The following is a 23,738-nucleotide window of genomic DNA, read 5'->3' as shown; positions in this document are numbered from 1 at the left end:
GATGAAAACTCGGTCGGCGCGTTTCGCCCTCGCCGCGCCCCTGCTCGTCGCGCTCATGGCGACGACCGTCGCCTGTGCCGGTGATTCGGGCGCGGGTGACGGGAAATTCAAGATCGCGCTCAATCTGAGTACGACCAACAACCAGTACCAGACCCAGGCGCGGAACCTCATCAAAGCCGCGTCCGAGACGCCGCCGTACAAGGACAAGGTGAGTCTCGGCATCGACGTGGCCGGTGTCGACGTGACGCGGCAGATCCAGACCATCAACAACGAGGTCTCCGCAGGCTACAAGGCGATCCTGCTCTATCCGGTGTCCCCGACGGCGCTCAACCCCGCGATCGAACGGGCGTGCAAGGCGGGTGTCACAGTCATCGCCTGGGACAGCCCGGTGACCGCGCCGTGCGCCTACAATGTCGCCCTCGACCTGGAAGCATGGGGGTACACCGGCGCGAAGTGGCTGGTCGACAAGATGGGCGGCAAGGGAAACCTGGCCGTGATCCGCGGCATCGAGGGCGTACCCGCCGACGTGGGCGAGTACAAGGGCGTACAGAAGGCGATCGCCGGCACCGACGTCAAGATCGTCGCGGAACCCGTCGGCAACTGGGCCGCGGCGACGATCAAGACCGCGTTCGCGCAGGCGTACGCCGCGCACCCGGAGATCGACGCGGTCTGGGGCGCGACGGGATGTGTACAGGTCTGGGAGGTCACCAACGGCCGCCCGATCTACTGCTCCGGGGGGGCGTCCAAGACCGAGATGATGCTCATGGCGCCGAAGTCCGACGGCGGTCAGGGCATCACCACCAATATCGCCGCCGCGGCCCCGCCGTACTCCGGCGAGCTGGCCTTCCAGCAGGCCGTGCAGATCCTGGAAGGGCAGAAGGTACCGAAGAACACGCTGATGCCCATTGAGACGTACACCTCGGAGAACGTCAAGGTGGGTACGGACCCGGCTCAGGGCGCGAACCTGTTCGTCGGGTCGGAGATTCCGCCGGACTTCTTCCCCTTCTGGAGCCCGCTCGTCGAGCAGGGACTGCAAGCCGCGCTGCACGGCACCCCGGACAAGATCTCCACGGCGAAGCCCTGCAGCCAGGTCCCAGGATGCGGCCAGCGATGACGTCGCCCGGCTCATCACGCGAGGCGCTCGTCCGCGACGTCACGAAACGGTTCGGCGCCATCACCGCGCTGGACCACGTCGACCTGCGGTTCCGCAGCGGTTCGGTGCACGGTCTGATCGGCCAGAACGGCGCCGGCAAGTCGACGCTGATCAAGGTGCTGGCGGGCCTCGTCCGGCCCGACGCGGGCCGGCTGGAGGTCGACGGCGTCGCCGTCGACTTCGGCCGGACGGCCACCGCGGCGGGCTGGCACGTGTCGACGGCGTTCCAGGAGCTCACCCTGGTTCCCCATCTGTCGGTGGCGGAGAACCTCGTGCTCGGGCGAGAGCGCGCGTACGGGGTCCGCTCATATGAGTCCGGCGTACGGGCGGCGACCGCGATCCTGCGGCGCTGGTACGTCGAGGACATCGACCCGCGTCAGACGGTCAAGGACACGTCGCTGCCCGTGCAGCAGCGCATCGAGATCGCCCGCGCGCTCGAGCGTACGGAGCGGGCCCTCGTCCTGGACGAGCCGACCTCCGCCCTCGATCCGTCCGGCGCCGACTGGCTCAAGGAGCGGATCCGCGAGCAGCGCGAGCGCGGCATCTCCATCATCATCGTCTCCCACCGGCTCGCCGAGATCGAGGACGTCTGCGACGAAATCTCGGTGCTGCGCGACGGCCGCTGCGTGGCGTCGCTGCCCCGGCAGGGACTGGACGCGGCGAAGATCGCCACGCTGATGCTCGGCCACGAGCAGCAGGAGGCCCAGGCCGAACCAACCGAACGGCACGCGTCCAGCCGATCGGGCGCCTCCGTGGCGCTGAGCGTCCGCGAGCTCACCGCGCCACCGATCCTGCAGGAGATCAGCCTGGACCTGCACGAAGGCGAGATCCTCGGTGTCGCCGGGCTGGAAGGCCAGGGCCAGCACGAACTGTTCATGACGGTGTTCGGCGCGCGGCAGCCGGCGGGCGGCTCGATGACGCTCGGCGGTCGGCCGCTGCGGCCACGGAGCCCGCACGCGGCGATCGCTGCCGGACTCGGCCTGGTTCCTGAGGACCGCAAGACCGAAGGGTTGATGCTGCAGCGCAGCATCCGGGAGAACATCGCCCTGCCCGCGCTCCGGCGCGCGTCAGTGGCCGGCTTTGTCGCGAGCCGGCGGGAGCGGGAGGCGGCCACGCCGGCGATGAAGTCGCTCGGCCTGGCGACCCGTACCCTGCACAACCTCGCGAACTCGCTGAGCGGCGGCAACCAGCAGAAGGCCGTCGCCGCGAAATGGCTCTACTCCGGCGCCCGGGTGCTGCTGATGTACGACCCGCTCCGCGGAGTCGACGTGGGAGCTCGGCAGGAGTTCTTCGCCTGGATGACCGAGTTCGCCACCAACGAGGGATCGGTCCTCTTCTATTCGAGCGACATCGACGAGCTGACCGCCGTGTGCGACCGGATCATGACGATCTACCGCGGTCGCCAGACGTCGCTCCTGGAACGGACGGAAGCGACCCGCGGGCGAGTGCTCGCCGGAATGCTGGGGGAGGACCTCCGATGACCACCACATCCGGACGCGCGAAACCCACGATGGCGCTGCCGCTCGTGTCGTTCGCCGCACGGAAGTCGCCCTATATCGCCTCGCTCGCGGTGCTCGTGGCCTTCTTCGTCGTGCACGCGATCACCAGCAGCGGAGCGCTCACGACGTTCGGGTTCGGCTCCTACACCAACGCTGGAGCGAGCATCGCGCTCGCCGCCGCGGGCGCGGCCGTGGTGGTCATGGCCGGGGGCTTCGACCTGTCGGTCGGCGCCATCACCGCCCTGGTGAACGTCATCGTCGCCACCCAGATGCGCGACAGTGCGGCGTCGATCGTGCTGATCACGGTCCTGGCGCTGGTCGTGGGCGCCGCGGCCGGTGCCCTGAACGGCGCGTTCGTCACGTTCACCAAGCTGCCCTCCGTCATCGTCACACTGGCGACGTCGTTCGTGTGGTCGGGCGTGGCGCTGCTGGTGCTCGCCTCGCCGGGCGGATCCGTGCCGCAGAGCTTCGCGGACGCCATCACCGGGTCGGGCCTCGTCGGCGTGCCGAACGCCCTTTTCGTCCTCATCGTCGCGGTGCTCGCGTGGTTGCTGGTCAGCCGTACGCCGCTCCGCGTGCACCTGCTGGCGATCGGCGGCGACCCGGCCGCCGCGCGGGCGAACGGGATACCCGTCGGACGCATCCAGATCGCGGCTTTCGCGCTGGCCGGCTTCTGTTACGCACTGAGCGGGCTGTTCCTGAGCGCCCTCACGGTGAGCGGCACGCCGGACCTCGGGGCGGACTTCACCCTCAACGCGTTCGCCGCCGTCGTCGTCGGCGGGACCCAGTTCGGCGGCGGCCGCGGCAGCCCGATCAGCGGGCTGATCGGCGCGTACGTGCTGTACACATCCTTCAGCATCCTGTTCGCCATCGGCGCGTCGACCTTCATGAACTACGTCCTCACAGGCGCGATCCTCGTCCTCGCGGTGATCATCCAGAACCCGCGGAACCTCCTCCGGGGACGACGGACCGACCCGGTGTCGGGAGCGGGCGGATGAGCGCGGAAGACAAGATGAGCGCGGACGACCGGCGGCCCAGACCGCTCGAGTCACGGCGGATCCGAGGCGGCAGGCACGTGTCCCGCGAGAGTGGAATCGGCGCCGGAGTGCTCGCGATCGCTGTGATCGTCCTCATGCTCCAGGTCACCGTCGGCGGGGTCGCCTTCTCCGGGCTGTCGTCGAGCGTCGCCGCGTACGCGCTGGTCGTGGCCACCGCGGCGTTCGGGCAGGGGGTCGTGATGTTGTCCGGCGGCTTCGACCTCAGCATCCCGTGGACCATGACGACGGCGGCGCTTCTCCTCACCCGGTTCGCCGACGGGTCGGACTCCGCGGCGCTGTGGGTGATCCCCGCGGTCCTGCTGCTGGGCGCGGCCATCGGAGCGGCGAACGGTCTCGGAGTCGTGATCCTGCGTCTGCCCGCGATCGTGATGACGCTGGCGACGAACGTCGTGGTCCAGGGCCTGGTGCTGCTGTACACGGAGGGGTCCGCCCATGGTGTGGCCCCGCCGGTCCTCGGCTCGCTCACCAACGACCGCGTCGGCGGGATCCCGGCCTCGGCGATCGCGCTCGTCGTGCTCCTGGTCGCCGGCTCGGTGCTCATGAGCGGGACGACGTTCGGCCGTCGCGTCGCGGCGGTGGGCGCGAGTCCGCGTACGGCCTTCCTGTCCGGCGTGAACAACGCCCGGGTCGTCGTCGCGGTCTACGCCGTGAGCGGGCTCTGTGCGGCACTCGCCGGAATCCTGCTCGCCGGTTACAGCGGGCAGAGCACGCTGAACATGGGCGACCCCTACCTGCTGCCCGTGATCGCGGCGGTCGTCCTCGGGGGAGCCGCCGTCACCGGAGGCCGCGGTGTGTTCCTCGGCACCCTCGCCGGAGCGGTCTTCATCGGGACCGTCCAGTCGTTGCTTGCCACCATGTCGGTCGCCCCGGCGTGGCGCACCGTGATCTTTGGCTGCGTCATCCTGTTCTCTGCCGTCGTCCTCCAGCCCGGAACGCTCACCTGGGCACGAGGGCTGGTCTCGAACGCACGAAGTCGGGCCGAGGGGAAGGGACGCGACGGGAATGTGCCGAACGAACTGGTCGAGGGGGAGCCTGTCTCATGACACACGTCGTCACCGTCACCGGCGAGTGCGCGGCCGAGGATCTCGGCTTCGTGCTGCCGCACGAACATCTTTTCCTCGACCTGGTTCAGGAATACCGCGGCGACGGCCTGCTCAACGACCGAGAGGCGGCCGTTGAGGACCTGCGGAGCTACGCGACCGCAGGCGGCGGAGCGCTGATCGACTGCAGCACCCGCGGCCTGAACCCGCAGCCGGAGTGGGTCGCCGAGGTATCCAGGCGCACCGGCGTCAAGATCGTGATGGGCTGCGGGTTCTACCGCGACCCGTACCTCAGGCCGGAGTGGATCGACCGGACCACCGTCTCCGCACTCGCCGACGAGCTGATCCACGAGGTGGAACACGGGTTCGGCACGACTGGGGTGCGCCCGGGCATCATCGGCGAGATCGGGGCGGACCGCGAGTACATCTCCGCCGCCGAGGAACGGTCGTTCCGCGCGGCCGCCCGCACCCATCACGCGACCGGGCTGACGATCACCACCCACGCCGCGCGCTGGCCGGTCGGCATTCCGCAACTGGACCTGCTGGCCGAGGAAGGCGTCGCGCCGCAGCGCGTGATCATCGGACACTGCGACACCGTCGCGGATCCCGATTATCACCTGGAGGTCGCCCGACGCGGGGCATACGTCCAGTTCGACTGCATTCGCAAGGGCCCCGAATGGGACCTGCAGTCACGCGTCCGCTACGTGCTGAACCTCGTCGAGAACGGGTTCGCGGACCGTGTCCTGATCTCCCACGACGTCTGCCTGAACTCCCATCTCGAGGTACGCGGAGGCGGCGGATACACCCTGATCCTGCGAGAGTTCCTTCCCCGGCTGCGCGACGCCGGCCTCAGCGACGAGCTCATCGAGCAGATCACCGTACACAACCCCGCAAACGCCCTGGTAGGTACGCGATGACCGATACTTCGACGCCTGACGGTTCCGCGGTCGCCCCGCAGCCGGTCACGGCCGAGCTCATCCACCAACTGTGCGAACGTGTCCGCACCTGGCGGCGCTGGGGGGAGGATGACGAACTCGGCACCCTGAACGAGGCGGACGACGCGTCACGGGTGCACGCGGCCGGGCTCGTACGCGATGGCACGATCTTCTCGCTCGCCCTTCCGTTCGGCTCGGACGGGCCGCAGCGCGGAGAGTTCGGCCGGGTCAACCCCATCCACGTGATGCTGCAGGACGGCGGGGACATCAAGTCCGGGGCCCAGAAACGTTTCCACATGGAGTTCACCGACGACGCGATCTACATGCCGCTTCAGTGCGGCACGCAGTGGGACGCGCTCGCCCACTTCTTCCACGACGGCCAGATGTACAACGGCTGGGGCACCGAGTTCGTCACGAGTTCCGGCGCGGACAAGAACAGCATCGACAAGTCGGCGTCGCGGTTCGCCGGACGCGGCGTTCTCGTCGACCTGCCACGGGCGCAGGGCCGCGACCACTTGGAGCCGGGCGAGGCGATCACCGAGCGGGAGCTGCGGTCCTGCCTGGAAGCCCAGGAGACCGAGCTGCGTCCGGGCGACTTCCTGCTCGTACGCACCGGCCATCTGCGAGTGGCTCGTACGCGAGGTAGCTGGGACGACTTCGTGGGCGGATCGTCGCCCGGCATGTCCGTCCACTCCGCCGCGTACCTGTGCGAGCAGCGGGTCGCGGCGGTCGCGATCGACACGTGGACCACCGAGGTCGTGCCCTTCGAACACCCGCCGATCCGCGGGTGCATGCACGTCATTCTCATGGTCAACGGCGGAATCCACCTCGGTGAGATGTTCGACCTGGAGGCCCTCGCGGAGGCGTGCGCCGCCGACCGCCGATACGAGTTCCTGTTCGTCGCACCGGCCCTGCCCATCACGGGCGCGGTCGGATCGCCCGTCAACCCGCTGGCGATCCGCTAGCACGCCGAAAGGGAGCGACCATGCCGCATGAGAACCGCACTTCGATCAATGGCCCGCGTCTGGAGGGCAAGCGCGCCGTCGTGACCGGCGCCGGCTCCGGAATCGGACGGGCGTGCGCCGAGCGCTTGGCCGCAGAAGGGGCACGTGTCGCGTGCCTGGACCGCGACGCCGACGCTCTCCGTGCCTTGACCGACGCCCTCCCCGAATCCACGGTGGCGGTCTGCTGCGACGTCAGCGACGAGCAGGCGGTGTCCGCGGCCTTCGAAACAGCTCGGAAAGAGCTCGGCGCCATCGACGTCGGCGTCCTGTGCGCGGGGATCTATCTCGCGAACGACGACGCACCGGTGCACGAGCTCAGCCTTGACGCATGGCAGCGGACCTTGAACGTGAATCTGACGGGCATGTTCCTGACCGCGCGCGAGACCGTACGCATGATGCTGAACGGCGAAGGGGGGTCGATCGTCATGATCGGCTCCCCGACCGGCATCTACGGGATGGAACTCGGGATGCACGCCTACAGCGCCTCCAAGGGCGGCGTTCACGCCCTCGCCCGGGTCATGGCGAACGAATACGCCGCTCGCGGCATCCGCGTCAACGTCGTCGTCCCAGGCTTTATCCACACCGGGCTCAACGACTGGCTCTTCGCCGACTCAGCCGCGGTTGACGGCATCGTCTCGAACATCCCACTCCGCAGGCCAGGCGAACCCGCGGAGATCGCGGGCCTCGTGGCATGGCTGAGTTCGAGCGACGCCTCGTATTCCACCGGCGCGATCTTCACCGCCGACGGCGGCCTGACCGCCGTCTGAGCCCGACGCGCAGTACCGCCCCACCGAGCCGGCCGCCGGAAAACGGTTGGAGGGGACGACGATCGTGTTGATAGCGTGCCGCGAACCGTGACAGACCGCTTAGGAGGTGAGACCCATGAACGCTGTTCGATGTGGGTGCTCCCCCGCGCAGTCACGGCCGGGCGACTGACATAGGTGTCGGCGTTCAACGCCAGCCTCAAACGCGAGACGCTTCAGGGCGCCGGGCACTGGTCCTCACCGCGCGAGGCCCGCCTGGCCGTCTTCAAGTGGATCACTCGCTACAACACTCGCAGGAGGCATTCCACCCTCAGCTACCTCAGCCCGATCGACTACGAGCAGCAGACCACCGCTAGAGTGCTGCTCGCCGCATGACAGCCGGTGTCCACGCTTCGGGGTGAGCCCCCACCCCCGACGTCCGGCACCTGTGCAGGCGCTGGCGGCAGATGCCGCTCCAACAAGTCCCACACCCGCAAGAATTCGATCTGCCGCTCACCGGAAGTCAACCGGTCCTGCTCCAGACCATGCTCGTAGTACGCCAAGATCTCCGCATCCACCATGCCGCGGACTCTAGATCAGAAGCGTTCGTTCGGCCACTGAGATTAGACCAGCCAAACTGCGGACACACCGAGGCAGAACCCGGCGAACCTTCGCGGTCAGGGCGCTAGACGCACTCGGCCATCGGGTCGCCGGCCCGCCGTGGTGATCGCCGGTGCCCGGCAGGATCAACGGTGGAATCGGAGTCCGATGTAGGTTAGGCTCGCCTAATTAGGCGAGCCTAACCTTTCTCCACTCACCTCCCAAGGAGAGCGCTGATGCGGGTCGTGATGTTCGGCTACCAGACCTGGGGGCATCGCACCCTCCAAGCCCTACTGGACTCCGGGCACGAGGTGGTGCTGGCAGTCACCCACCCCCAGAGCGACCACGCCTACGAGAAGATCTGGAGCGACTCGGTGGCCGAGCTGGCCGAGGCCCACGGCGTCCCGGTCCTGCTTCGCAACCGCCCCGACGACGAGCTCCTGCTCACCCTCAAGGAGGTCCAGCCGGACCTCATCGTCGCCAACAACTGGCGCACCTGGATACCGCCGCAGATCTTCACCCTCCCCCGGCACGGCATCCTCAACGTGCACGACTCGCTGCTTCCGGCCTACGCCGGCTTCTCCCCGCTCATCTGGGCGCTCATCAACGGTGAGAAGGAGGTCGGCGTCACCGCCCACATGATGAACGCCGAACTGGACGCCGGGGACATCGTGGTGCAGCGCGCCGTCCCGGTCGGTCCGGGCGACACCACCACCGATCTGTTCCACCGCACGGTCGATCTCATCGCCCCCATCGTCACCGAGGCCTTGGCCCTCATCGCCTCCGGCCGCACCGACTGGACGCCCCAGGAGCGCGCCAAGGCCAGCTTCTTCCACAAGCGTTCGATCGAAGACGGCAACATCGACTGGACCTGGCCCGCCGAGGACATCGAACGGCTGGTGCGCGCCCAGTCCGACCCTTACCCCAACGCCTTCACCTACTACAAGGGCGAGCGCATCCGCGTCCTGAAGGCCTCGGTCTCCAAGGGCGTCTACGGCGGCACCCCGGGCCGGGTGTTCATCCGCGAGGGCGACGGCATCGTCATCGTCGCCGGCGCCGAGGCCCGCCGCGGCCGCAGCCACGGTCTGGTGATCGAACGGGTCCGCGCCCAGGACGGCACCGACCTGCCGGCCGACGAGGTGTTCACGACCATGGGCGGCTACCTGGCCCGCCACCCGTGAACGTCTCCTTCATCCAGGCCGGGGTTCCGGTCCGGCCCGGTCATGCCCGCCCCTCCTCGCGATCGCGCGATATCCCCACCATGCGGGTCCGCCGGTACCGATGAGACGACAGGGCTCGACGGGTCAGTCCGCCGGGCCGGTTCGATGGGACGCCATGCGACGACCGGCCGTGTGGGGGTGATCGGCCGGGTGGACCGGGTCGGCCACGATGGCGAAGGACGCGTCGAGGCGGGTGACGCGCAGGAGCCTCCGGACGGGCGGTGGCAGCGCGGCAAGCTGGACGGGGACCCGGGCGGCGCCCGCGTGGCGTCTGATCGAGACGAGAGCGGTCAGACCCCGGGCGTCCATGAAGGTGACCGAGCTGAGGTTGAGGACCACCTGTCCGGTGTCGGCGTCGAGGAGGTGGCCGACGCAGACGCACAGATGGGGTGCGGTGACGATGTCCACCTCGCCGCTGATGTCGACCACGGTGCAGCCGTGCGCGCAGCCGTGCATGCCGCGGACGGCCAGGTGGAGCGGACCCATGACGACTCTCCCTGCTGCATCACCAGGCGCGGCGTCCATCGGCGTCAGGCGGTCCCTCTTCCGAGCAGGTATCGGGCGCCCGGTCCCGTTCGGGCATGCCGTCCCAGCCGGTGAGCCGTAACAGGCGGCGCACCGCCGCCGAGGCCGCCACCATCCGGATGCCACCCGGGTCGCCGGCTCCCGTGCCGAGGCCGGCGGTGATCAGCACGCGCAGGCCGCTCACATCGATGAAATCCAGTCCGCGCAGATCGACATAGCGAGGGCCGCCGTCCTGAGCCACCAGGTGGGCCGTCGCGGCCAGCGCCGTCAGCAGACCGGCCACGCGGCTACGGTCCAGCTCTCCCTCCAGCCGTATTCCCGGTGGGCGGACCATCGGTGTGATACGCAACGTCCCATCGTCGTAGCTCAGTGCGCAGACGGGGGAACCGGTGCCGCTGATCGCGTCCATACCGCATCCTTCGGGGCTTGCCAGGGGGACAAGCCGCGAGGTCAAGGCGGCACGGGATCAGTGCAAGTAGGCGCTGCGGGCGCATGGCCCCCCAGCGAAAGACACCGTTTCTTCAGGTTACCCGTCAGTTGTGTGCCTGGCCACCACACCGGGTACGTCACCGCCCACGGTGGCCTCGACCTCGGCCGGATTCCCTGCCCGGCCGTCAGGGGTGTGCGGCGCCCTCCGTGTAGAGGCGGGCGACCACGTCCTCGATGGAGGCCTCGTCGGGGACCGTGGCGCGCAGGGCGTCCAGGGTGCCGTCGAAGGCCAGGCTGCCGTGCTCGATGAGCATCACCCGGCGGCAGAGCTTCTCCATGTCCCCCAGGTCGTGGGTGGTGAGCAGGACCGTGGTGCCGTGGTCGGCGTTGAGACGGCGCAGGAACTCCCGCATGGCGGCCTTGCTGACCACGTCGAGGCCGATCGTGGGCTCGTCGAGCACGAGTACGGCGGGGGAGTGGAGGAGGGCGGCGGCGATGTCGCCCCGCATGCGCTGGCCGAGGCTGAGCTGCCGGACCGGGGTGTCGGTGAACTCGGCGAGGCCGAGCAGGCCGGTCAGCTCGTCCAGCCTGCGACGGAAGACTTTTTGATCTACTTTGTACAGGTGCCGGATCAGCTCGAAGCTGTCCCGCAGCGGCAGGTCCCACCACAGGGTCGTCCGCTGGCCGAACACCACCCCGATCCGGTGGGCGAGCGCCGTACGGCGGCGTGTCGGATCGAGCCCGGCCACCCGGATCCGTCCCGAGGTGGGCGCGAGGATGCCGGTGAGCATCTTGATGGTGGTGGACTTGCCCGCGCCGTTGGGGCCGAGGTAGCCGACGAACTCTCCGGCCTCGACCGTGAAGGACAGATCCCGTACGGCGTGCACGGTCCTGCGCGCGCGGCGGCGGCCCACGGTGAACGAACGGCAGACCCGGTCGACTTCGATCATGCTCTCAACTCCCCGTTGAACGGTAGCGGCGGATGCCCGCCCGCCAGGCGGACGCGGCGACGACGGCCAGGGCCAGGGCGGCGAGGGGGGCGGCGAAGCGCAGCCCGTACGGCAGGCCGAGGGGGTCGGGGCGGTCCAGCACGAACAGCCCGGGTTGCCAGTTCACGAACGCCAGCGGCACGACGAAGGTGACCCCTCTGACGAGCTCGTCGCCGTAGACGCTCAGTGGGTACTGGGTGAGCGCGCTGCCTCCGTAGGTGAAGGCGTTGGCCACCTCGGGGGCGTCGGTCAGCAGGAACTGCAGCGCTCCGCCCAGGGTGAAGATCGAGGTGAAGATGACGACCCCGCAGACGACCATCACCGGGATCATCCAGGCCCTGCTCCAGGGGACGCCGAGCTGGGACAGGGAGATGCCGAGTACGACCAGGGCCTGCGCGGTCCTGCCGAGACGGTGCACGCCGAAGCGGTCGGTGGCCACCTGGACGAACGCGCCGGCCGGGCGGAGGAGCATGGTGTCGAAGGTGCCGGCCCTGATGTGCTGGCTGAGCCGGTCGACGTTGCCGAAGAGCATGTCGCTCAGCGCGAACGACAGGCCCGCGGTGCCGTACAGGAACATCACCTCGGCCAGGTCGAAGCCGGCCAGTGACCCGGTGTGCTGGAAGATCACCCAGATCGCCAGGACGTCCAGCGCGTTCACGGCGAGCGAGCCGGCGGCCATCATGATCAGTGGGCCCGGGTACTGCGCCGAAGCCCGCAGCCACGTCCAGGCCAGCAGGAGGTAGGTCCTGACCATCAGGCGTCCGCCTCGCTTCCGCGCATCGGGGCGCTCACGCCGTCATCCACCCTGGATCACGACCTTGTGGCGGGCGGCCCGGGTGGCCAGGGCGCCCATGACCAGCAGCGCCGCCGCCCATGCCGCCTGGAACCCCAGCGCCGTGAGAGCGTCCCGCTTGCCGAGGTAGACGTCGGCGGGGACCTGGACCATGGCCGACCAGGGCAGTGCGTCGGCGACGGTGCCGAGCCAGCCGGGGAACAGGTTCAGCGGCAGCACCATGCCGCTGAAGAAGAGGGTCACCACCAGCGACAGCGACTGGGTGCCCCGGTCGTCGAGGATCCAGCAGGCCGACAGCGCCGTCAGATAGCGCCAGCCGAAGCTGACGACCACTCCCAAAAAGCAGCTTGCCGCGAAGAATCCCCAGGTCGCCGGGGTGGCGGGGGTGACGAAGCCGAACAGGGCGGCGCCGACGACGGTGGGGGGCAGGCTGCGGAGCAGGAAAAGGTAACCCGCCCGGCCCAGATCGTCGGCGAGGCCCCACAGCTGGAGGGACGCGGGCCGGACGAGATCGACGGCGATGTCGCCGGTGCGGATCCGCCCGGCGAGTTCGAGGCCGCCGCCGAAGACCTGCATGGGGCCGATGAAGGCCTGGCTGAGGAAGCAGAAGGTGACGGCGTCGGCGATGTCGTACCCGGCGAGGCCGGGGCGGGCCTCCCACAGGGCGATGAGGACGTAGGCGCGGAGGATGCCGAAGATGGTGTTGGTGAAGGCTCCGGCGAAGGCGGCGGCGCGATAGGCGGAGTGGCGGCGGAAGCCGTACGCGGCTATGCGCGCGTAGAGCAGGAAGGCGGCCTCCCCAGGGTCGTCCGGACAACCCTCCCATCGTCCTCGGTGTCTCTGCCTCCGGCAACGGGTTTACTCGTGGCGTGTCGTCCCGTGGGCGCGAAACGGTCGATGTACGGCCTTGATTGTGCAATGGGCGCATCTCTGGAGTAGAAGGATATTCTGCGGGAATCCTCCTTGGTGGAGGTCCGCATGCGTTACGAGATCGACGTGGACGTTTGCCCGGGTTACCCCGTGAGCTGGCAGGCCACTGCGCTCAACACGGTGATGCGCGGCACCCTCAAACCGATCTCCGGCCTGCTGCTCCGGACCGACGCCGGCGTCGTGGCGGCCTCCCGTCTCGTCGGGATGGCAGGGAGGATGCGCTTCCCCCTGCCCGACCACGTGAGCGTGGAGCAGGAACGCGTCGGCACGTGTTCGGGTGAGTGGATCCGGGCGGGCCGGGGGCTCGACGGGGGGACCGGCCGGGAACCCGACGAGAGCAGGGTGCTGCTGTACTTCCACGGCGGCGGTTACTTCTTCTGCTCTCCGGCGACGCACCGGCCGATCACCTGGCGTCTGTCGGCCGCGGCCGGCTGCCCGGTGCTGGCCGTCGACTACCGCCAGTGCCCGATCCACACGCTGGCCGAGTCCCTTGAGGACGCGATCGCGGCCTACCTGTCCCTGCTGGAACGTGGTTACGACCCGGCCCGCATCCTGTTCGCCGGAGACTCCGCAGGCGGCCATCTCACCCTGGCCACCCTGCTGGCGCTGCGCGGCAGGGGGCTGCCGCTGCCCTCCGCCGCGGTGTGCCTGTCGCCGTGGGCCGACCTCACCGATGTGCCGCGCCGGGTCAACCGCCTGGTCGACCCGTTGATCCCGGCGGGCCGTGTCGGCTGGCTGGCCCGTCGCTGGACCGCCCGTCTCGATCCTCGTGATCCGCTGGTCTCCCCGGTCTTCGGCGACTACGGTGGCCTGCCGCCTCTGATGATCGTCACCGGCTCCACCGAGGTCCTCCGCGACGAGGGGCGCCGTGTCGCGGAGCGGGCCCGGGCCTGCGGTGTCCCGGTGACCTACGAGGAGTGGCGCCGGATGCCGCACGTCTTCGCGATCCTCGCCGACGTCGTCCCCGAGGCCCGCCAGGTCTTCCGGCACATCGCCCGGTTCCTCGCGGCCGCGCAGGAGCTCTCTGCCGGGAGTGTCGCGGTGTCGGGCTCGCCCGCACGGGACATCCCCGCGCCCGGCCTTCCCGTCCGGGGCCCCGCTTCGGGCCTCGCCGTACCGGAGTCCGCGGAACCGGGCCCATCGGCCGGTGGCCTTCCGGTGCGACCCGGCACCGGATCCGCGGCGGCCTGACCCGGGGCGCCGTTCCCCGCCCACGCCGTCACATCCGGTATCAGGACATGCCCGTGGCATCACGGGTGCCTTACCGCAGGGGATCATTCGCCTTACCTGTCATATCCCTTGTGACAGGTCGGAGGCGAAGCCCTCTCCAATGCCGCCACAGTGTGTTTGCCGTAGCCAGTACACGAGAGGTTCATCCAGGATGGCACGTGGCGGGATCGGTCCTCTGAAGGGCATGCCGCCCGGTGTGCGGCCGCTGACCGTCGGGGACCCGGTCATCATCGGCCGTTATCTTCTGCTCGGCCGCCTCGGGGCCGGCGGCATGGGTGTGGTCTATCTGGCCGAACACCCGCAAGGCGGGGTGGTCGCCCTGAAGACCCCCCATCCTGCGCATCTCCACGATCCCACGCTCCGCGCCCGTTTCGCTGAGGAAGTGGAATTCTCCCGGCGAGTCATCCCTTTCTGTACGGCCGCCGTGGTCGAGGACGGCACCGACCGGGACCGGCCCTACCTGGTCTCCGAATACATCCCCGGGCCGGCGCTGTCCCAGACGGTGTCCGCCCAGGGCCCGCTGACCCCGGACCTCGCCTACGGCGCCGCTCTCGGAGTGGCCGCCGCGCTGGTGGCGGTGCACGAGGCGGGGCTGGTCCACCGTGATCTCAAGCCCGGCAACGTCCTGCTGTCGGCCACCGGACCCCGAGTGATCGACTTCGGCATCGCCAGGGACGTGGACGCCCTCGCCATGCACACGCAGGCGGGACAGGTCATGGGCAGCCCCGGCTGGGTGGCTCCGGAACGGCTCACCGGTGGTGTCGCGCTGCCTCCCTCGGACATCTTCGCCTGGGGGTGCCTGATCGCCTACGCGGCCACGGGGCACCACCCCTTCGGCGCGGGCGGGCCCGACGCGCTGGCCCGGCGCATCATGGTCGAACCGCCCCGTACCGCCTTGGTGCCCGCCCTGCTGCGCCCGGCCGTCGAGGCGTGCCTGGCCAAGGACCCGGCCCACCGGCCCCGGGCGGCCGACCTGCTCGGCGCACTGCTCGCGGCGGGCGGCGTGGGCGAACCGTGGGATCTCCGGGTGGCGGTCGCCGAGGTGCTGGCCGAGATCTGGACGCCGGTGCCCCACCCGCCCGGCGGCGGTCACGTGCGGCCCGCTCTCTCCGGGCCGGTACGGGATCAGCCGCCGACGCCCGCGAGGACGTCCCACCGGTCGGCATCTCGCCGAGGCGCGCGCCTGTCGCAGGCGAGTTTCGCGGCACTGGCCACGGTGTCCATGGCGGTCGTCGCGGTGGTCGCCGCAGCCGGTGGAGGCGGTGGTGGCGGTGGTGGCGGAGGGGCCGGTGTCGACGACGGCCCGGGCGTTCCCCGGCAGGCGCCGGTGGTGCTCCCCATCCAGGAGACGACCGTCGGCGCCGCCTCCCGCGACCCTCGCCTGCCGGAGGACAGGCAGCGGACCACGCCGCCGGTGACCCCCTCCACGGTCAAGGTCACCACGACTCACACCGTCTCGGCGCCCCCGCAGGACGACGATCGCAGCAGGCCCCGGCCGGACCGGCCGCAGGGCGGTGGCGACCCGGCCGAGGAGGACGATCCGCGGACCTGTGCGGACACGACGGCGCAGGGCCGGGGCAACGGCCGCGCCGATGACTGCCCGGCGACGCCGACCGGCCCGAGGCCCTCGCCCTCCTTCACCCAGATACCGCAGACCGGAGACGGGGAGAGTCCGGTCCCCTCGCCCGTGCCGTCGGCGACGGTCACCCCGCCCCCGCCGAGCATGAGCCCCTCGATGCAGATCGGCGACTGAGCGGTCTGTCCGGGGACCGGCGGGCCGACCCGCCGCGGGTGCCCCGAGCCGACGGGCGGAGCGGGGCGCCGGTTCCGGGGTGATCATGATTCTCCGGTCGTCATCCGGACGGGCCGGGGGGCGGACCGGTGTATCAGCTAGGGTGATCGGCGCATATCGAGTCAGAGGGGGAAAGTCGATGGGCGAATCCGTGTCCGGTGCGGTGGAGTTGAGCGGTGTCGGCGTGCGAGCGGTCGGGCGGCCCCTGCTGGCCGACATCGACTGGCGGGTGGACTACGGCCAGCACTGGGTGGTGCTCGGACCCAACGGGGCCGGGAAGACCACGTTGCTGTCGCTGGTGGCCGCCGTCCGGCATCCCACCGAAGGAGTCGCCGCCGTGCTCGGCCAGCGGCTGGGCCGGGTCGACCTGAGGGAGCTGCGCCGCCACATCGGCCTGGTCGCGGCCAGTCAGCGGCTCGTCGACGAGGCGCTGCTGGAGGAGGAGGGCGCCACCGCGCACACCGTCGTACTGACCGGCCACACCGGGACCAGCGCCCCCCTTTGGGACCGGTACGGCCCGGCACAGCACGAGCGGGCTCACACGTTGCTGGCGGACCTGGGGTGCAAGGACCTCGCCGACCGGCTCTTCAGTGTCTGCTCCCAGGGCGAGCGGGCCCGGATCCGGGTGGCCAGAGCGCTGATGGCCGATCCGGTGATCCTGCTGCTGGACGAGCCGTTCGCCGGGCTCGACCTGCCCGCCCGTGAGGATCTGATCACCGCCGTGGAGGATCTGGCGGTGACCCGCCCGGCGCTGACCACGGTCACCGTCACCCATCACCTGGAGGAGGTTCCGGCCACCACCACCCACGCCCTGCTGATGCGGGACACCCGTATCCAGGGGGCCGGCCCGGTGGCGGAGATCCTGACGGGGGAGAACCTGTCGGAGTGTTTCGGCAGGCGGCTTCGGATCGACAACCTCGACGGCCGCTGGTACGCCCGCGCCGTCCGCCGCTGATCCGTCCGCGCCCAGTGAGAGCTGAGCATGACAGTCACTCGCGGCATTGAGCGTCGTTTGGCGGCACCGCTGCGTCAAAGGCAGCATCAGGCGCATCTCCGGGTTCAGCTCCCCGAGTTGGCCTCTGGACGGGCTCGGGCGTCCGATGGTCTCAATCCATCCGAGAGGACAGGTCGAGGGCGATGTCCACGATCATGTCCTCCTGACCGCCTACCATCCTCCGGCGTCCGGCTTCGACGAGAACGGCCCGGGTGTCCAGGCCGTAGCGAGCTGCGGCGTCTTCGGCGTGCCGGAGGAAGCTGGAGTAGACCCCGGCGTAGCCCAGCGCAAGCGTCTCCCTGTCGACGCGCACGGGCCGGTTCTGCAGCGGCCGGACGAGGTCGTCGGCGGCGTCCATCAGCGCGAACAGGTCGCAGCCGTGCTCCCATCCCATCAGGTCGGCGACGGCGACGAACGCCTCCAGCGGGCAGTTGCCGGCGCCCGCGCCCATCCCGGCGAGTGAGGCGTCCACCCGGTTGGCCCCGTTCTCCACTGCGACCACGGAGTTGGCCACGCCGAGCCCGAGGTTGTGGTGTGCGTGGACGCCGATCTCCGTGCCGGGGTTGAGCACGTCGCGGTAGGCGCGGACGCGGTCGCGCATGCCGTCCATGGTGAGCCGGCCCCCGGAGTCGGTGACGTAGACGCAGTGCGCGCCGTACGACTCCATGAGCTTGGCCTGCCGGGCCAGGTCGGCGGGCGGTGCCATGTGCGACATCATGAGGAACCCGGCGACGTCCATGCCCAGTTCGCGGGCCACGCCGATGTGCTGGGCGGCGATATCGGCCTCGGTGCAGTGCGTGGCCACCCGCACCGAGCGTACGCCGAGCGCGTGAGCGCGACGCAGGTCCGCGATGGTGCCGATGCCGGGCAGCAGCAACGTGGTCAGCACCGCCGACGACATGGCGTCGGCGGCGGCCTCGATCCATTCCGTATCCAGGCAGGCGCCGGGGCCGTAGTTGACGCTGCCGCCCGCCAGACCGTCGCCGTGGGAGATCTCGACGGCGGCGACGCCGGCCCGGTCGAGCGCGGCGGCGATGTCACTCACCTGGGCGGTGGTATAGCGGTGTCTGATGGCGTGCATGCCGTCTCGCAGCGTCACGTCCTGCAGATAGAGCCTCATCGGGCCACCGTCCTGTCTGCGAGCTGATGCGGATTCATCGAAGAGCCATCCTCTCCGCGACGTGCAGAGCCGCTGATGTCATGATGTCCAGGTTCCCGGCGTATGCCGGGAGATAGTGGGCGGCGCCCTCGACCTCGAGGAATACCGAGACGAGCAGGCCTTCGCCGCCGAGGTCGGCCAGCGGGTCATCGGCCGCGACCGGCCGGAACTGCACTTCCTGTTTGAGCCGGTAGCCCGGCACGTACGCGCTGACCGCGGCGACCATCTGCTTGACCGACGCGGCGACCGCGGCCTCGTCACAGGCTTCGACGAGGCAGTACACGGTGTCGCGCATGATGACCGGAGGCTCGGCTGGGTTGAGCACGATGATCGCCTTGCCGCGACTCGCGCCGCCGACCTGCTCCAGGGCGCGGGCGGTGGTCTCGGTGAACTCGTCGATGTTGGCCCGGGTGCCGGGACCGGCCGACTTCGAGGCGATCGACGCGACGATCTCGGCGTAGCGGACGGGTGCCACGCGGGAAACGGCGGCGACGATCGGCACAGTGGCCTGTCCTCCGCACGTCACCATGTTGACATTGGGCAAACCCAGGTGATGGCTGTCCAGGTTGACCGCCGGTACCACATACGGGCCGACGGCGGCGGGTGTCAGGTCGACGACCTGTTTGCCGTGGGTGCGCAGGGCGGCGTAGTTGCGCCGGTGAGCGCCCGCGGAGGTGGCGTCGAGCACCACCGAGACCTCCTCGAAGCAGGGCAGTCCGATCAGGCCCTCGACGCCTTCGCTCGTGGTCTGCACGCCGAGCCGCCGTGCTCTGGCCAGGCCGTCGGAGCCGGGGTCGATCCCGGCCAGGGCGGCGACCTCCAGCGTCTGCGATGTCCTCATCACCTTGATCATCAGGTCGGTGCCGATGTTGCCCGAGCCGATGATCGCGATTTTGGCTCTGCTCATACCTCCTCTTTCCCGCCGCGGCAGAACCGGGCGAACTCAGTGCTCATCGAGCGTGCCAACTCATCCACATCCGGGCCCGCCCCTGTCAGCGGGCTCCCGTGGGTGCCGAAATAGAGGGGCACGTCCACGAGATGACACGCGCCCAGGGCGATCCCGCCGTAGCTCATGGGTGAGCGGTGCCGGCACACCAGGTGCCTGGCGGTACCTCGGTGGAACGTGACGACCTCTTCGGCGGGGCCGACGAAGATCTTCCCGTCGTCCAGGCCGCGCTGACCGATGGCGGTGAACAACCTGGTTTCCTCGGCCGTCGTCGTCACAAGGAGTGGCACCGCTGCGGCGGCGCCCGAGCGGATCGCCTCCATGGGATGGACACCGAGCAGGTCGCCGTCCACGACAGGCGCCACAGGCAGCACACCACCGGCGGGCGCACACGCCTGCACAGCCGCTTCCTCAGCGGCCAGTAACTCTGCGATCGGCGCGTGGGAGGGGTCCGCGCCGAGTGCCGCCTGTGCTGCCTGCGTCCAGGCCGCGGCCTGACCGGGTGTGCGGAAGCCGTACGGAACGGGGCTCATCGCCGCCGCCTTGGAGAACAGTCCCGGCGGTGCGCACGCCATGAGGGCCAGTACGCAGGTACCGCCCGCGGAGTGGCCGGCCAGGGTGACCCGGCCGGGATCCCCGCCGAAGGCGGCGATGCCATCGCGTACCCACTCCAGCGCGGCGATCTGGTCGCGCAGCCCCAGGTTGGCAGGAACGCCGTCGCCGTACCAGAAACCGGGCAGGCCCAGCCGGTAGTTGACGGTTACCACGACCAGGCCATGGTCGCGGGCGAGCGCGGTGCCGTCATACATCGGCTGGGCGCCGGAACCGGACACGAAGGCGCCACCGTGCAGGAACACCAGCACCGGTAGGCGCCCGTCGCAGGACGGCGTCCAAACATTCAGGAACAGGCAGTCCTCGCTGCTGGACTTCGGGTCGATTTCCAGGCCGGGCACCCAGGCCATCCGGCCGGATCGCTGAGGGGCCGGCGGGCACGGCGTCCGGGCATCCCGCACGCCCGGCCACGGCAGGGCGGGCTCCGGTGCGGCGAGCCTGCGCGCGGGAGCCGCGTAACGGATCCGTTTGAACGCGCTCACCCCATCGGACCGAACCCCGCGGAGGGTCCCCAGGTGGGTGTGCGCGAGAGCCGGCCCCGGAGAGCATGCCTGTCGCGCGAGGCTCATTCCCGCCGCCCAAGGCGCGGGGACGCGAACTCCCGCAGCCCGAGGAAGGCGGCGGCGTTGCCGCCGAGGATGGCGGCCCGCTCGTCGTCGTCGAGTTGCGGGCAGTCCCGGACCACGGCTCCCGGTTCCCGCTCCCCCAGCGGGAAGGGGAAGTCGGTGCCGAGCATGACCCGTTCCGCGCCCATCACCTCGACCAGCAGCCGCAGGGCACGCGGGTCGAACACGGCAGAGTCGACGTAGAAGCGGTTGGTGTAGGCCGACGGCGGCCGGGGCGAGTCCGCGCGGACGATGTCGCGCCGGTGCCAGGCGTTGTCGGCCCGCCCGAGCAGGTAGGCGAAGCTGCCGCCGCCGTGGCAGAAGCACAGCCGCAACGATCGAGGCAGCGACTCGAACGCGCCCGAGAGCATCAGCGACAGGATGCTCAGCTGCGTCTCCGCCGCCATGCCGACCAGCCACGACAGCATGTGGCCGTGCATCCGGTCGGTGCCGAGCATGTCCCAGGGGTGCACGAGGACCGGCATGTCCTCGCGGGCGCAGTGCTCCAAGAACGCGAGGATGTCCGAGTCATCTAAATTGCGAGTGCCGACGTGGTTGCCGATGTGCACGCCCCGGTGCCCGGCGGACTTGGCCTCCATGACCGTCTTGACGGCCAGGTTCATGTCCTGCAACGGGACCTGGCACAGCGGAATCAACCGTTCAGGGGCCTGGGCGCAGTGGGCGAGGACGCGTTCGTTGACCATCGCGCACCATTCGGCTGCGCGCTCGCCGTTCGCCGCGTAGCCGAACAGCAGCGGCGTCGAGGAGACGGCCTGGACATCCACGCCGATCCTGTCCATGGCCGCCAGGCGTGCCTCGGCGTCCCACAGCTCCGGCGTGACCGGGCGGTAGTCGTCCTCACCGCTCATCATCATGCCGTCGCGCAACCACGGCTCGCCCGCGCCGGCGAGCATCCTGGCCTCCGTACGGGAGATCTTCGGGAAGACGTGCGCGTGTATGTCGATCAGCGTCACCGGACCACCGGCCGCAGGTGGTCCGGCCAATCCTTGCCGGGGTGCTCGGCGCCGCAGTGCGGGCACGTGCGCTCGCCCTCGTAGAAGGCGCGGAAGATCGGTGGCAGGTCCTCCACAATCGACCGCAGCTGCACCTCGGCCCGCTTGACAAGGTGATGGCAGTTCATGCAGTACCACTCGAAGGCGTCCAGGTCGCCCTTGGGGCGGGTGTACTCCACGACCAGGCCGATCGAGCCGGGGACCGGCCGCTGCGGCGAGTGCCGCACGTGGGGCGGCAGCAGGAAGACGTCGCCCTCCCCGATCTGGAGGTCCACGGGCGGCTTGCCCTCCTCCTCCATGACCCGCAGCACCATGCCGCCCTTGATCTGGTAGAAGAACTCCTCGATGGGGTCGACGTGGAAGTCGGTGCGCTGGTTGGGACCGCCGACGATCGTGACCATGAGATCGGCGTCGGTCCAGATCTGGACGTTGCCGACCGGCGGTTTCAGCAGTTCCTGGTGTTCGTCGATCCACTTGTGGAGGTTGAACGGAGGCATCATCGCGGGCTCCTTCGGGGTATGTGGGCGACGCAGGAGATCTCGATCAGCAGGTGCGGGTGCGGCAGCTGGTGGACGGCGACGGTTGTGCGGGCGGGGCCGCTCTCGTCGAAGTACTCGCCGTAGACCTCGTTGTAGCCGCCGAAGTCGTTCATGTTGACCAGGTACGTGGTCACGCTGACCGCATCGGATAGTCCGCCGCCGGCGGCGGCCAGCAGATCGGCGATGTTCTCGATCACCGCTCTGGTCTGTTCGCGGATGTCCAGGGTCGGCGTGCCCATTTCGTCCGCGCTCGCTCCCACGAAGGAGCCATCGGGACGGCGGGAGCTCGTACCGGAGACGAACACGAACTCGCCTGCCCGTTTGACGTGCGGGAATTTGCCGCGTGGACGGGCCTTGCCCGTTACCAGCAGTGCGTCGCTCATCGGGTCGTCACCTCCACGTGGCCGAGACCGGCGGCGCTGACGCGTACGTGCGCGCCGGCGGGTAGCGGGACGGCGGCCGTGGCCGCTCCCGCCAGTACGATCCAGCCGGGTTGGAGCTCGATGCCGCCGGCGTGCGCCAGTCTGGCCGCCGCGGTCAACGACCGCAGCGGATCGCCGAGGATGGCCGCCGACGAGCCGCTCGCCACCGGCCGGCCGTCGATTTCCATGATCAGGCCGAGGTTGGCGACGTCCCGGAGACGATGCCAGGGGCCGTGGCCGAAGCCGCTGGCCGAGGCGTTGTCGGCGACGACGTCGGGCAGGGTGAAGTTGAAGTCCTCGTAGCGCGAGTCCAGCACCTCATAGCCCACAGCGACGGCGCCGACGGCGGCGACCGCGTCGGCCGGCGTTCGTATCGGCCGCTCGATCAGGAAGGCGATCTCCGGCTCGATCCGCGGGTGTATCAGGCCCTTCAGGTCAAGGCGTGACTCGATGAGCATGGCGTCGGTGAGCAGGCCCCAGATGACGTCGTCGACGCCCATCTGGAGCATCTTGGCGGCGCTGGTGAAGCCCATCTTGACGCCGATGACGCGTTCGCCGCGAGCCAGCCGCCGCTCGTTCAGGGCGCGTTGCACCTCGTAGGCTGCCGGCACGCTGAGGTCCGTCACGGCGGTCAGCCGGGGGATGGCGTGCCCGGTCAGCGCGGCCTCGTCCAAAAGTTCGGCGAGTGCCTTCACACTTCCTCCTTGGCGTGGTCATCGATGGCGAAGGCCGCGCGGACATCGCCGAGCCCGTCGATCCGGGCTTCCAGCACGTCACCTGGCCGCACCGGGATGACCGGGCCGAGCGCGCCGGTCAGCACGGTGTCGCCCGCGCGGAGCGGCCGTCCCAGCGCGGCGAGCGTGTCGGCCAGCCACACCGCGGCGTGCAGGGGATGGCCGAGGCAGGCCGCCCCGACACCGGAGGACACCTGCTCGCCGCGTCGCTCGACGACCATTCCGGCCATCCGCAGATCGAGGTCGCGCAGCGGAACCGGACGGGTGCCGAGCACGTAGACGCCTGCCGAGGCGTTGTCGGCGACGGTGTCGGTCAGGGTGATGTCCCAGTCGCGGATGCGGCTACCGACCACCTCGATGGCGGGCAGCGCGAACGCGGTGGCGCGGATCACGTCGGCGACCGTGTGCCGCTCGTGGGGCAGGTCACGGTCGAGCACGAGCGCGACCTCGGCTTCGGCGCGCGGCTGTAGCACCGCGCCGACGGGGATGTCCTCGCCGTCCGGCACCGCCATGTCGGCGAAGAGCATGCCGAAATCGGGCGAGTCGACGCCGAGTTGCTTCTGCACGGCCTTGCTGGTCAGTCCGATCTTGCGTCCGGTGAGCCGCCTGCCTTCGCCCAGCCAGTGCTTGGTCAGCAGGCTCTGCACGGCGTAGGCCGCCTCGACGCCGTCGATCAGGTCGCGGACCGGCTCGCAGGGGCGGCCGGAACTGTAAGCCTCCAGCAGCCGCGTGGCGGCGGTCTGCAGAGGGTCTGTCGCCGAAGTCACCTGGGGC

At 69.9% G+C, this 23,738-nt stretch carries 24 protein-coding genes and 1 pseudogene; 12 read left to right on the top strand and 13 right to left on the bottom strand.

The features are described 5' to 3' along the window. Position 1 precedes the first annotated feature (1 nt). The 9 genes and pseudogenes from OHA77_RS03585 (at position 2) to OHA77_RS03545 (ending at position 9,213) form a co-directional block, all read left to right on the top strand. Positions 2 to 1,114, top strand: coding sequence for a substrate-binding domain-containing protein (locus OHA77_RS03585; RefSeq protein ID WP_406316099.1), 1,113 nt, complete (start codon positions 2 to 4; stop codon positions 1,112 to 1,114). Then, on the top strand, positions 1,111 to 2,634 hold the full coding sequence (locus OHA77_RS03580; protein WP_406316098.1) for a sugar ABC transporter ATP-binding protein: 1,524 nt from the start codon (positions 1,111 to 1,113) through the stop codon (positions 2,632 to 2,634). The genes OHA77_RS03585 and OHA77_RS03580 overlap by 4 nt, the downstream gene beginning before the upstream one ends. Further along, on the top strand, positions 2,631 to 3,650 hold the full coding sequence (locus tag OHA77_RS03575) for an ABC transporter permease (protein WP_326822085.1): 1,020 nt from the start codon (positions 2,631 to 2,633) through the stop codon (positions 3,648 to 3,650). Before OHA77_RS03580 ends, OHA77_RS03575 begins: the two co-directional genes overlap by 4 nt. Then, positions 3,647 to 4,753 (top strand): ABC transporter permease, encoded by a 1,107-nt coding sequence (locus OHA77_RS03570; RefSeq protein ID WP_406316096.1) that lies wholly within the window; start codon positions 3,647 to 3,649, stop codon positions 4,751 to 4,753. The genes OHA77_RS03575 and OHA77_RS03570 overlap by 4 nt, the downstream gene beginning before the upstream one ends. After that, the gene (locus OHA77_RS03565) at positions 4,750 to 5,667 is read left to right on the top strand and encodes a hypothetical protein (RefSeq protein ID WP_326822087.1); all 918 of its coding nucleotides are present in this window, start codon (positions 4,750 to 4,752) and stop codon (positions 5,665 to 5,667) included. The genes OHA77_RS03570 and OHA77_RS03565 overlap by 4 nt, the downstream gene beginning before the upstream one ends. Beyond that, positions 5,664 to 6,650 (top strand): cyclase family protein, encoded by a 987-nt coding sequence (locus OHA77_RS03560; protein ID WP_326822088.1) that lies wholly within the window; start codon positions 5,664 to 5,666, stop codon positions 6,648 to 6,650. The genes OHA77_RS03565 and OHA77_RS03560 overlap by 4 nt, the downstream gene beginning before the upstream one ends. Positions 6,651 to 6,670: 20 nt before the next feature. Continuing rightward, positions 6,671 to 7,456 (top strand): SDR family NAD(P)-dependent oxidoreductase, encoded by a 786-nt coding sequence (locus OHA77_RS03555; RefSeq protein WP_406316094.1) that lies wholly within the window; start codon positions 6,671 to 6,673, stop codon positions 7,454 to 7,456. A gap of 180 nt (positions 7,457 to 7,636) precedes the next feature. Beyond that, positions 7,637 to 7,828 (top strand): annotated as a pseudogene (locus tag OHA77_RS03550) (IS3 family transposase); the annotation flags it as partial. 440 nt (positions 7,829 to 8,268) lie between these two features. Then, the gene (locus tag OHA77_RS03545) at positions 8,269 to 9,213 is read left to right on the top strand and encodes a methionyl-tRNA formyltransferase (protein WP_406316092.1); all 945 of its coding nucleotides are present in this window, start codon (positions 8,269 to 8,271) and stop codon (positions 9,211 to 9,213) included. A gap of 123 nt (positions 9,214 to 9,336) precedes the next feature. Here OHA77_RS03545 and OHA77_RS03540 read toward each other — a convergent pair whose 3' ends face one another. The 5 genes from OHA77_RS03540 to OHA77_RS03520 form a co-directional block, all read right to left on the bottom strand. Beyond that, positions 9,337 to 9,738: an STAS domain-containing protein gene (locus OHA77_RS03540; RefSeq protein ID WP_406316091.1), complete on the bottom strand. Its 402-nt coding sequence runs from the start codon at positions 9,736 to 9,738 to the stop codon at positions 9,337 to 9,339. A gap of 19 nt (positions 9,739 to 9,757) precedes the next feature. Next, positions 9,758 to 10,186 (bottom strand): STAS domain-containing protein, encoded by a 429-nt coding sequence (locus OHA77_RS03535; protein ID WP_406316089.1) that lies wholly within the window; start codon positions 10,184 to 10,186, stop codon positions 9,758 to 9,760. Positions 10,187 to 10,391: 205 nt separating this feature from the next. After that, positions 10,392 to 11,156, bottom strand: a complete 765-nt coding sequence (locus OHA77_RS03530) for an ATP-binding cassette domain-containing protein (protein WP_406316087.1) — start codon at positions 11,154 to 11,156, stop codon at positions 10,392 to 10,394. Positions 11,157 to 11,160: 4 nt separating this feature from the next. Continuing rightward, on the bottom strand, positions 11,161 to 11,949 hold the full coding sequence (locus OHA77_RS03525; protein ID WP_406316086.1) for an ABC transporter permease: 789 nt from the start codon (positions 11,947 to 11,949) through the stop codon (positions 11,161 to 11,163). A 42-nt stretch (positions 11,950 to 11,991) separates the two neighbouring features. After that, positions 11,992 to 12,615, bottom strand: a complete 624-nt coding sequence (locus tag OHA77_RS03520; RefSeq protein WP_406319760.1) for an ABC transporter permease — start codon at positions 12,613 to 12,615, stop codon at positions 11,992 to 11,994. 351 nt (positions 12,616 to 12,966) lie between these two features. Between OHA77_RS03520 and OHA77_RS03515 the strand changes: the two genes are divergently transcribed. The 3 genes from OHA77_RS03515 to OHA77_RS03505 all read left to right on the top strand — a co-directional run bounded on the left by OHA77_RS03515 (position 12,967) and on the right by OHA77_RS03505 (position 16,895). After that, positions 12,967 to 14,109: an alpha/beta hydrolase gene (locus OHA77_RS03515; protein WP_406316085.1), complete on the top strand. Its 1,143-nt coding sequence runs from the start codon at positions 12,967 to 12,969 to the stop codon at positions 14,107 to 14,109. Between the two features lie 190 nt (positions 14,110 to 14,299). Beyond that, positions 14,300 to 15,901, top strand: coding sequence for a protein kinase domain-containing protein (locus OHA77_RS03510; RefSeq protein ID WP_406316084.1), 1,602 nt, complete (start codon positions 14,300 to 14,302; stop codon positions 15,899 to 15,901). 178 nt (positions 15,902 to 16,079) lie between these two features. Beyond that, positions 16,080 to 16,895, top strand: a complete 816-nt coding sequence (locus tag OHA77_RS03505) for an ATP-binding cassette domain-containing protein (protein WP_326822104.1) — start codon at positions 16,080 to 16,082, stop codon at positions 16,893 to 16,895. Between the two features lie 151 nt (positions 16,896 to 17,046). Here the strand turns inward: OHA77_RS03505 and dmpG are convergent, their stop codons facing one another. The 8 genes from dmpG to OHA77_RS03465 all read right to left on the bottom strand — a co-directional run bounded on the left by dmpG (position 17,047) and on the right by OHA77_RS03465 (position 23,731). Next, positions 17,047 to 18,054, bottom strand: a complete 1,008-nt coding sequence (gene dmpG, locus OHA77_RS03500; protein ID WP_406316083.1) for a 4-hydroxy-2-oxovalerate aldolase — start codon at positions 18,052 to 18,054, stop codon at positions 17,047 to 17,049. Between the two features lie 34 nt (positions 18,055 to 18,088). After that, positions 18,089 to 19,000 (bottom strand): acetaldehyde dehydrogenase (acetylating), encoded by a 912-nt coding sequence (locus OHA77_RS03495; protein ID WP_406316082.1) that lies wholly within the window; start codon positions 18,998 to 19,000, stop codon positions 18,089 to 18,091. Continuing rightward, entirely contained in the window at positions 18,997 to 20,133 is a 1,137-nt protein-coding gene (locus tag OHA77_RS03490) for a carboxylesterase family protein (protein ID WP_406316080.1), read from the bottom strand. The genes OHA77_RS03495 and OHA77_RS03490 overlap by 4 nt, the downstream gene beginning before the upstream one ends. Positions 20,134 to 20,216: 83 nt before the next feature. Continuing rightward, a complete protein-coding gene (locus tag OHA77_RS03485; protein ID WP_406316079.1) occupies positions 20,217 to 21,230 on the bottom strand; it encodes an amidohydrolase family protein in 1,014 nt (337 codons plus the stop codon). Further along, positions 21,227 to 21,769: a 3-hydroxyanthranilate 3,4-dioxygenase gene (locus OHA77_RS03480; RefSeq protein ID WP_406316078.1), complete on the bottom strand. Its 543-nt coding sequence runs from the start codon at positions 21,767 to 21,769 to the stop codon at positions 21,227 to 21,229. Before OHA77_RS03480 ends, OHA77_RS03485 begins: the two co-directional genes overlap by 4 nt. Beyond that, the gene (locus OHA77_RS03475) at positions 21,766 to 22,191 is read right to left on the bottom strand and encodes a RidA family protein (RefSeq protein WP_326822110.1); all 426 of its coding nucleotides are present in this window, start codon (positions 22,189 to 22,191) and stop codon (positions 21,766 to 21,768) included. Before OHA77_RS03475 ends, OHA77_RS03480 begins: the two co-directional genes overlap by 4 nt. After that, positions 22,188 to 22,925, bottom strand: coding sequence for a 2-keto-4-pentenoate hydratase (locus tag OHA77_RS03470; protein WP_406316076.1), 738 nt, complete (start codon positions 22,923 to 22,925; stop codon positions 22,188 to 22,190). Before OHA77_RS03470 ends, OHA77_RS03475 begins: the two co-directional genes overlap by 4 nt. Further along, complete coding sequence (locus OHA77_RS03465; RefSeq protein ID WP_406316074.1) at positions 22,922 to 23,731, bottom strand: 2-keto-4-pentenoate hydratase; 810 nt, start codon at positions 23,729 to 23,731, stop codon at positions 22,922 to 22,924. The genes OHA77_RS03470 and OHA77_RS03465 overlap by 4 nt, the downstream gene beginning before the upstream one ends. Between the last annotated feature and the right edge of the window lie 7 nt (positions 23,732 to 23,738).

It is taken from the genome of Streptosporangium sp. NBC_01639, assembly GCF_045209755.1.
In the GTDB taxonomy this organism is placed as follows: domain Bacteria; phylum Actinomycetota; class Actinomycetes; order Streptosporangiales; family Streptosporangiaceae; genus Streptosporangium.
The sequence above is the reverse complement of the archived record's forward strand: the minus strand, read 5'-3'. Positions and strand labels throughout refer to the sequence as shown.

What these genes read in the sequence shown, in the direction of transcription:
- OHA77_RS03585 (WP_406316099.1), top strand. Translation starts at nt 2, where the DNA reads ATGAAAACTCGGTCGGCGCGTTTCGCCCTCGCCGCGCCCCTGCTCGTC.
- OHA77_RS03580 (WP_406316098.1), top strand. Translation starts at nt 1,111, where the DNA reads ATGACGTCGCCCGGCTCATCACGCGAGGCGCTCGTCCGCGACGTCACG.
- OHA77_RS03575 (WP_326822085.1), top strand. Translation starts at nt 2,631, where the DNA reads ATGACCACCACATCCGGACGCGCGAAACCCACGATGGCGCTGCCGCTC.
- OHA77_RS03570 (WP_406316096.1), top strand. Translation starts at nt 3,647, where the DNA reads ATGAGCGCGGAAGACAAGATGAGCGCGGACGACCGGCGGCCCAGACCG.
- OHA77_RS03565 (WP_326822087.1), top strand. Translation starts at nt 4,750, where the DNA reads ATGACACACGTCGTCACCGTCACCGGCGAGTGCGCGGCCGAGGATCTC.
- OHA77_RS03560 (WP_326822088.1), top strand. Translation starts at nt 5,664, where the DNA reads ATGACCGATACTTCGACGCCTGACGGTTCCGCGGTCGCCCCGCAGCCG.
- OHA77_RS03555 (WP_406316094.1), top strand. Translation starts at nt 6,671, where the DNA reads ATGCCGCATGAGAACCGCACTTCGATCAATGGCCCGCGTCTGGAGGGC.
- OHA77_RS03545 (WP_406316092.1), top strand. Translation starts at nt 8,269, where the DNA reads ATGCGGGTCGTGATGTTCGGCTACCAGACCTGGGGGCATCGCACCCTC.
- OHA77_RS03540 (WP_406316091.1), bottom strand. Translation starts at nt 9,738, where the DNA reads ATGGGTCCGCTCCACCTGGCCGTCCGCGGCATGCACGGCTGCGCGCAC.
- OHA77_RS03535 (WP_406316089.1), bottom strand. Translation starts at nt 10,186, where the DNA reads ATGGACGCGATCAGCGGCACCGGTTCCCCCGTCTGCGCACTGAGCTAC.
- OHA77_RS03530 (WP_406316087.1), bottom strand. Translation starts at nt 11,156, where the DNA reads ATGATCGAAGTCGACCGGGTCTGCCGTTCGTTCACCGTGGGCCGCCGC.
- OHA77_RS03525 (WP_406316086.1), bottom strand. Translation starts at nt 11,949, where the DNA reads ATGGTCAGGACCTACCTCCTGCTGGCCTGGACGTGGCTGCGGGCTTCG.
- OHA77_RS03515 (WP_406316085.1), top strand. Translation starts at nt 12,967, where the DNA reads ATGCGTTACGAGATCGACGTGGACGTTTGCCCGGGTTACCCCGTGAGC.
- OHA77_RS03510 (WP_406316084.1), top strand. Translation starts at nt 14,300, where the DNA reads ATGGCACGTGGCGGGATCGGTCCTCTGAAGGGCATGCCGCCCGGTGTG.
- OHA77_RS03505 (WP_326822104.1), top strand. Translation starts at nt 16,080, where the DNA reads ATGGGCGAATCCGTGTCCGGTGCGGTGGAGTTGAGCGGTGTCGGCGTG.
- dmpG (WP_406316083.1), bottom strand. Translation starts at nt 18,054, where the DNA reads ATGAGGCTCTATCTGCAGGACGTGACGCTGCGAGACGGCATGCACGCC.
- OHA77_RS03495 (WP_406316082.1), bottom strand. Translation starts at nt 19,000, where the DNA reads ATGAGCAGAGCCAAAATCGCGATCATCGGCTCGGGCAACATCGGCACC.
- OHA77_RS03480 (WP_406316078.1), bottom strand. Translation starts at nt 21,769, where the DNA reads ATGATGCCTCCGTTCAACCTCCACAAGTGGATCGACGAACACCAGGAA.
- OHA77_RS03475 (WP_326822110.1), bottom strand. Translation starts at nt 22,191, where the DNA reads ATGAGCGACGCACTGCTGGTAACGGGCAAGGCCCGTCCACGCGGCAAA.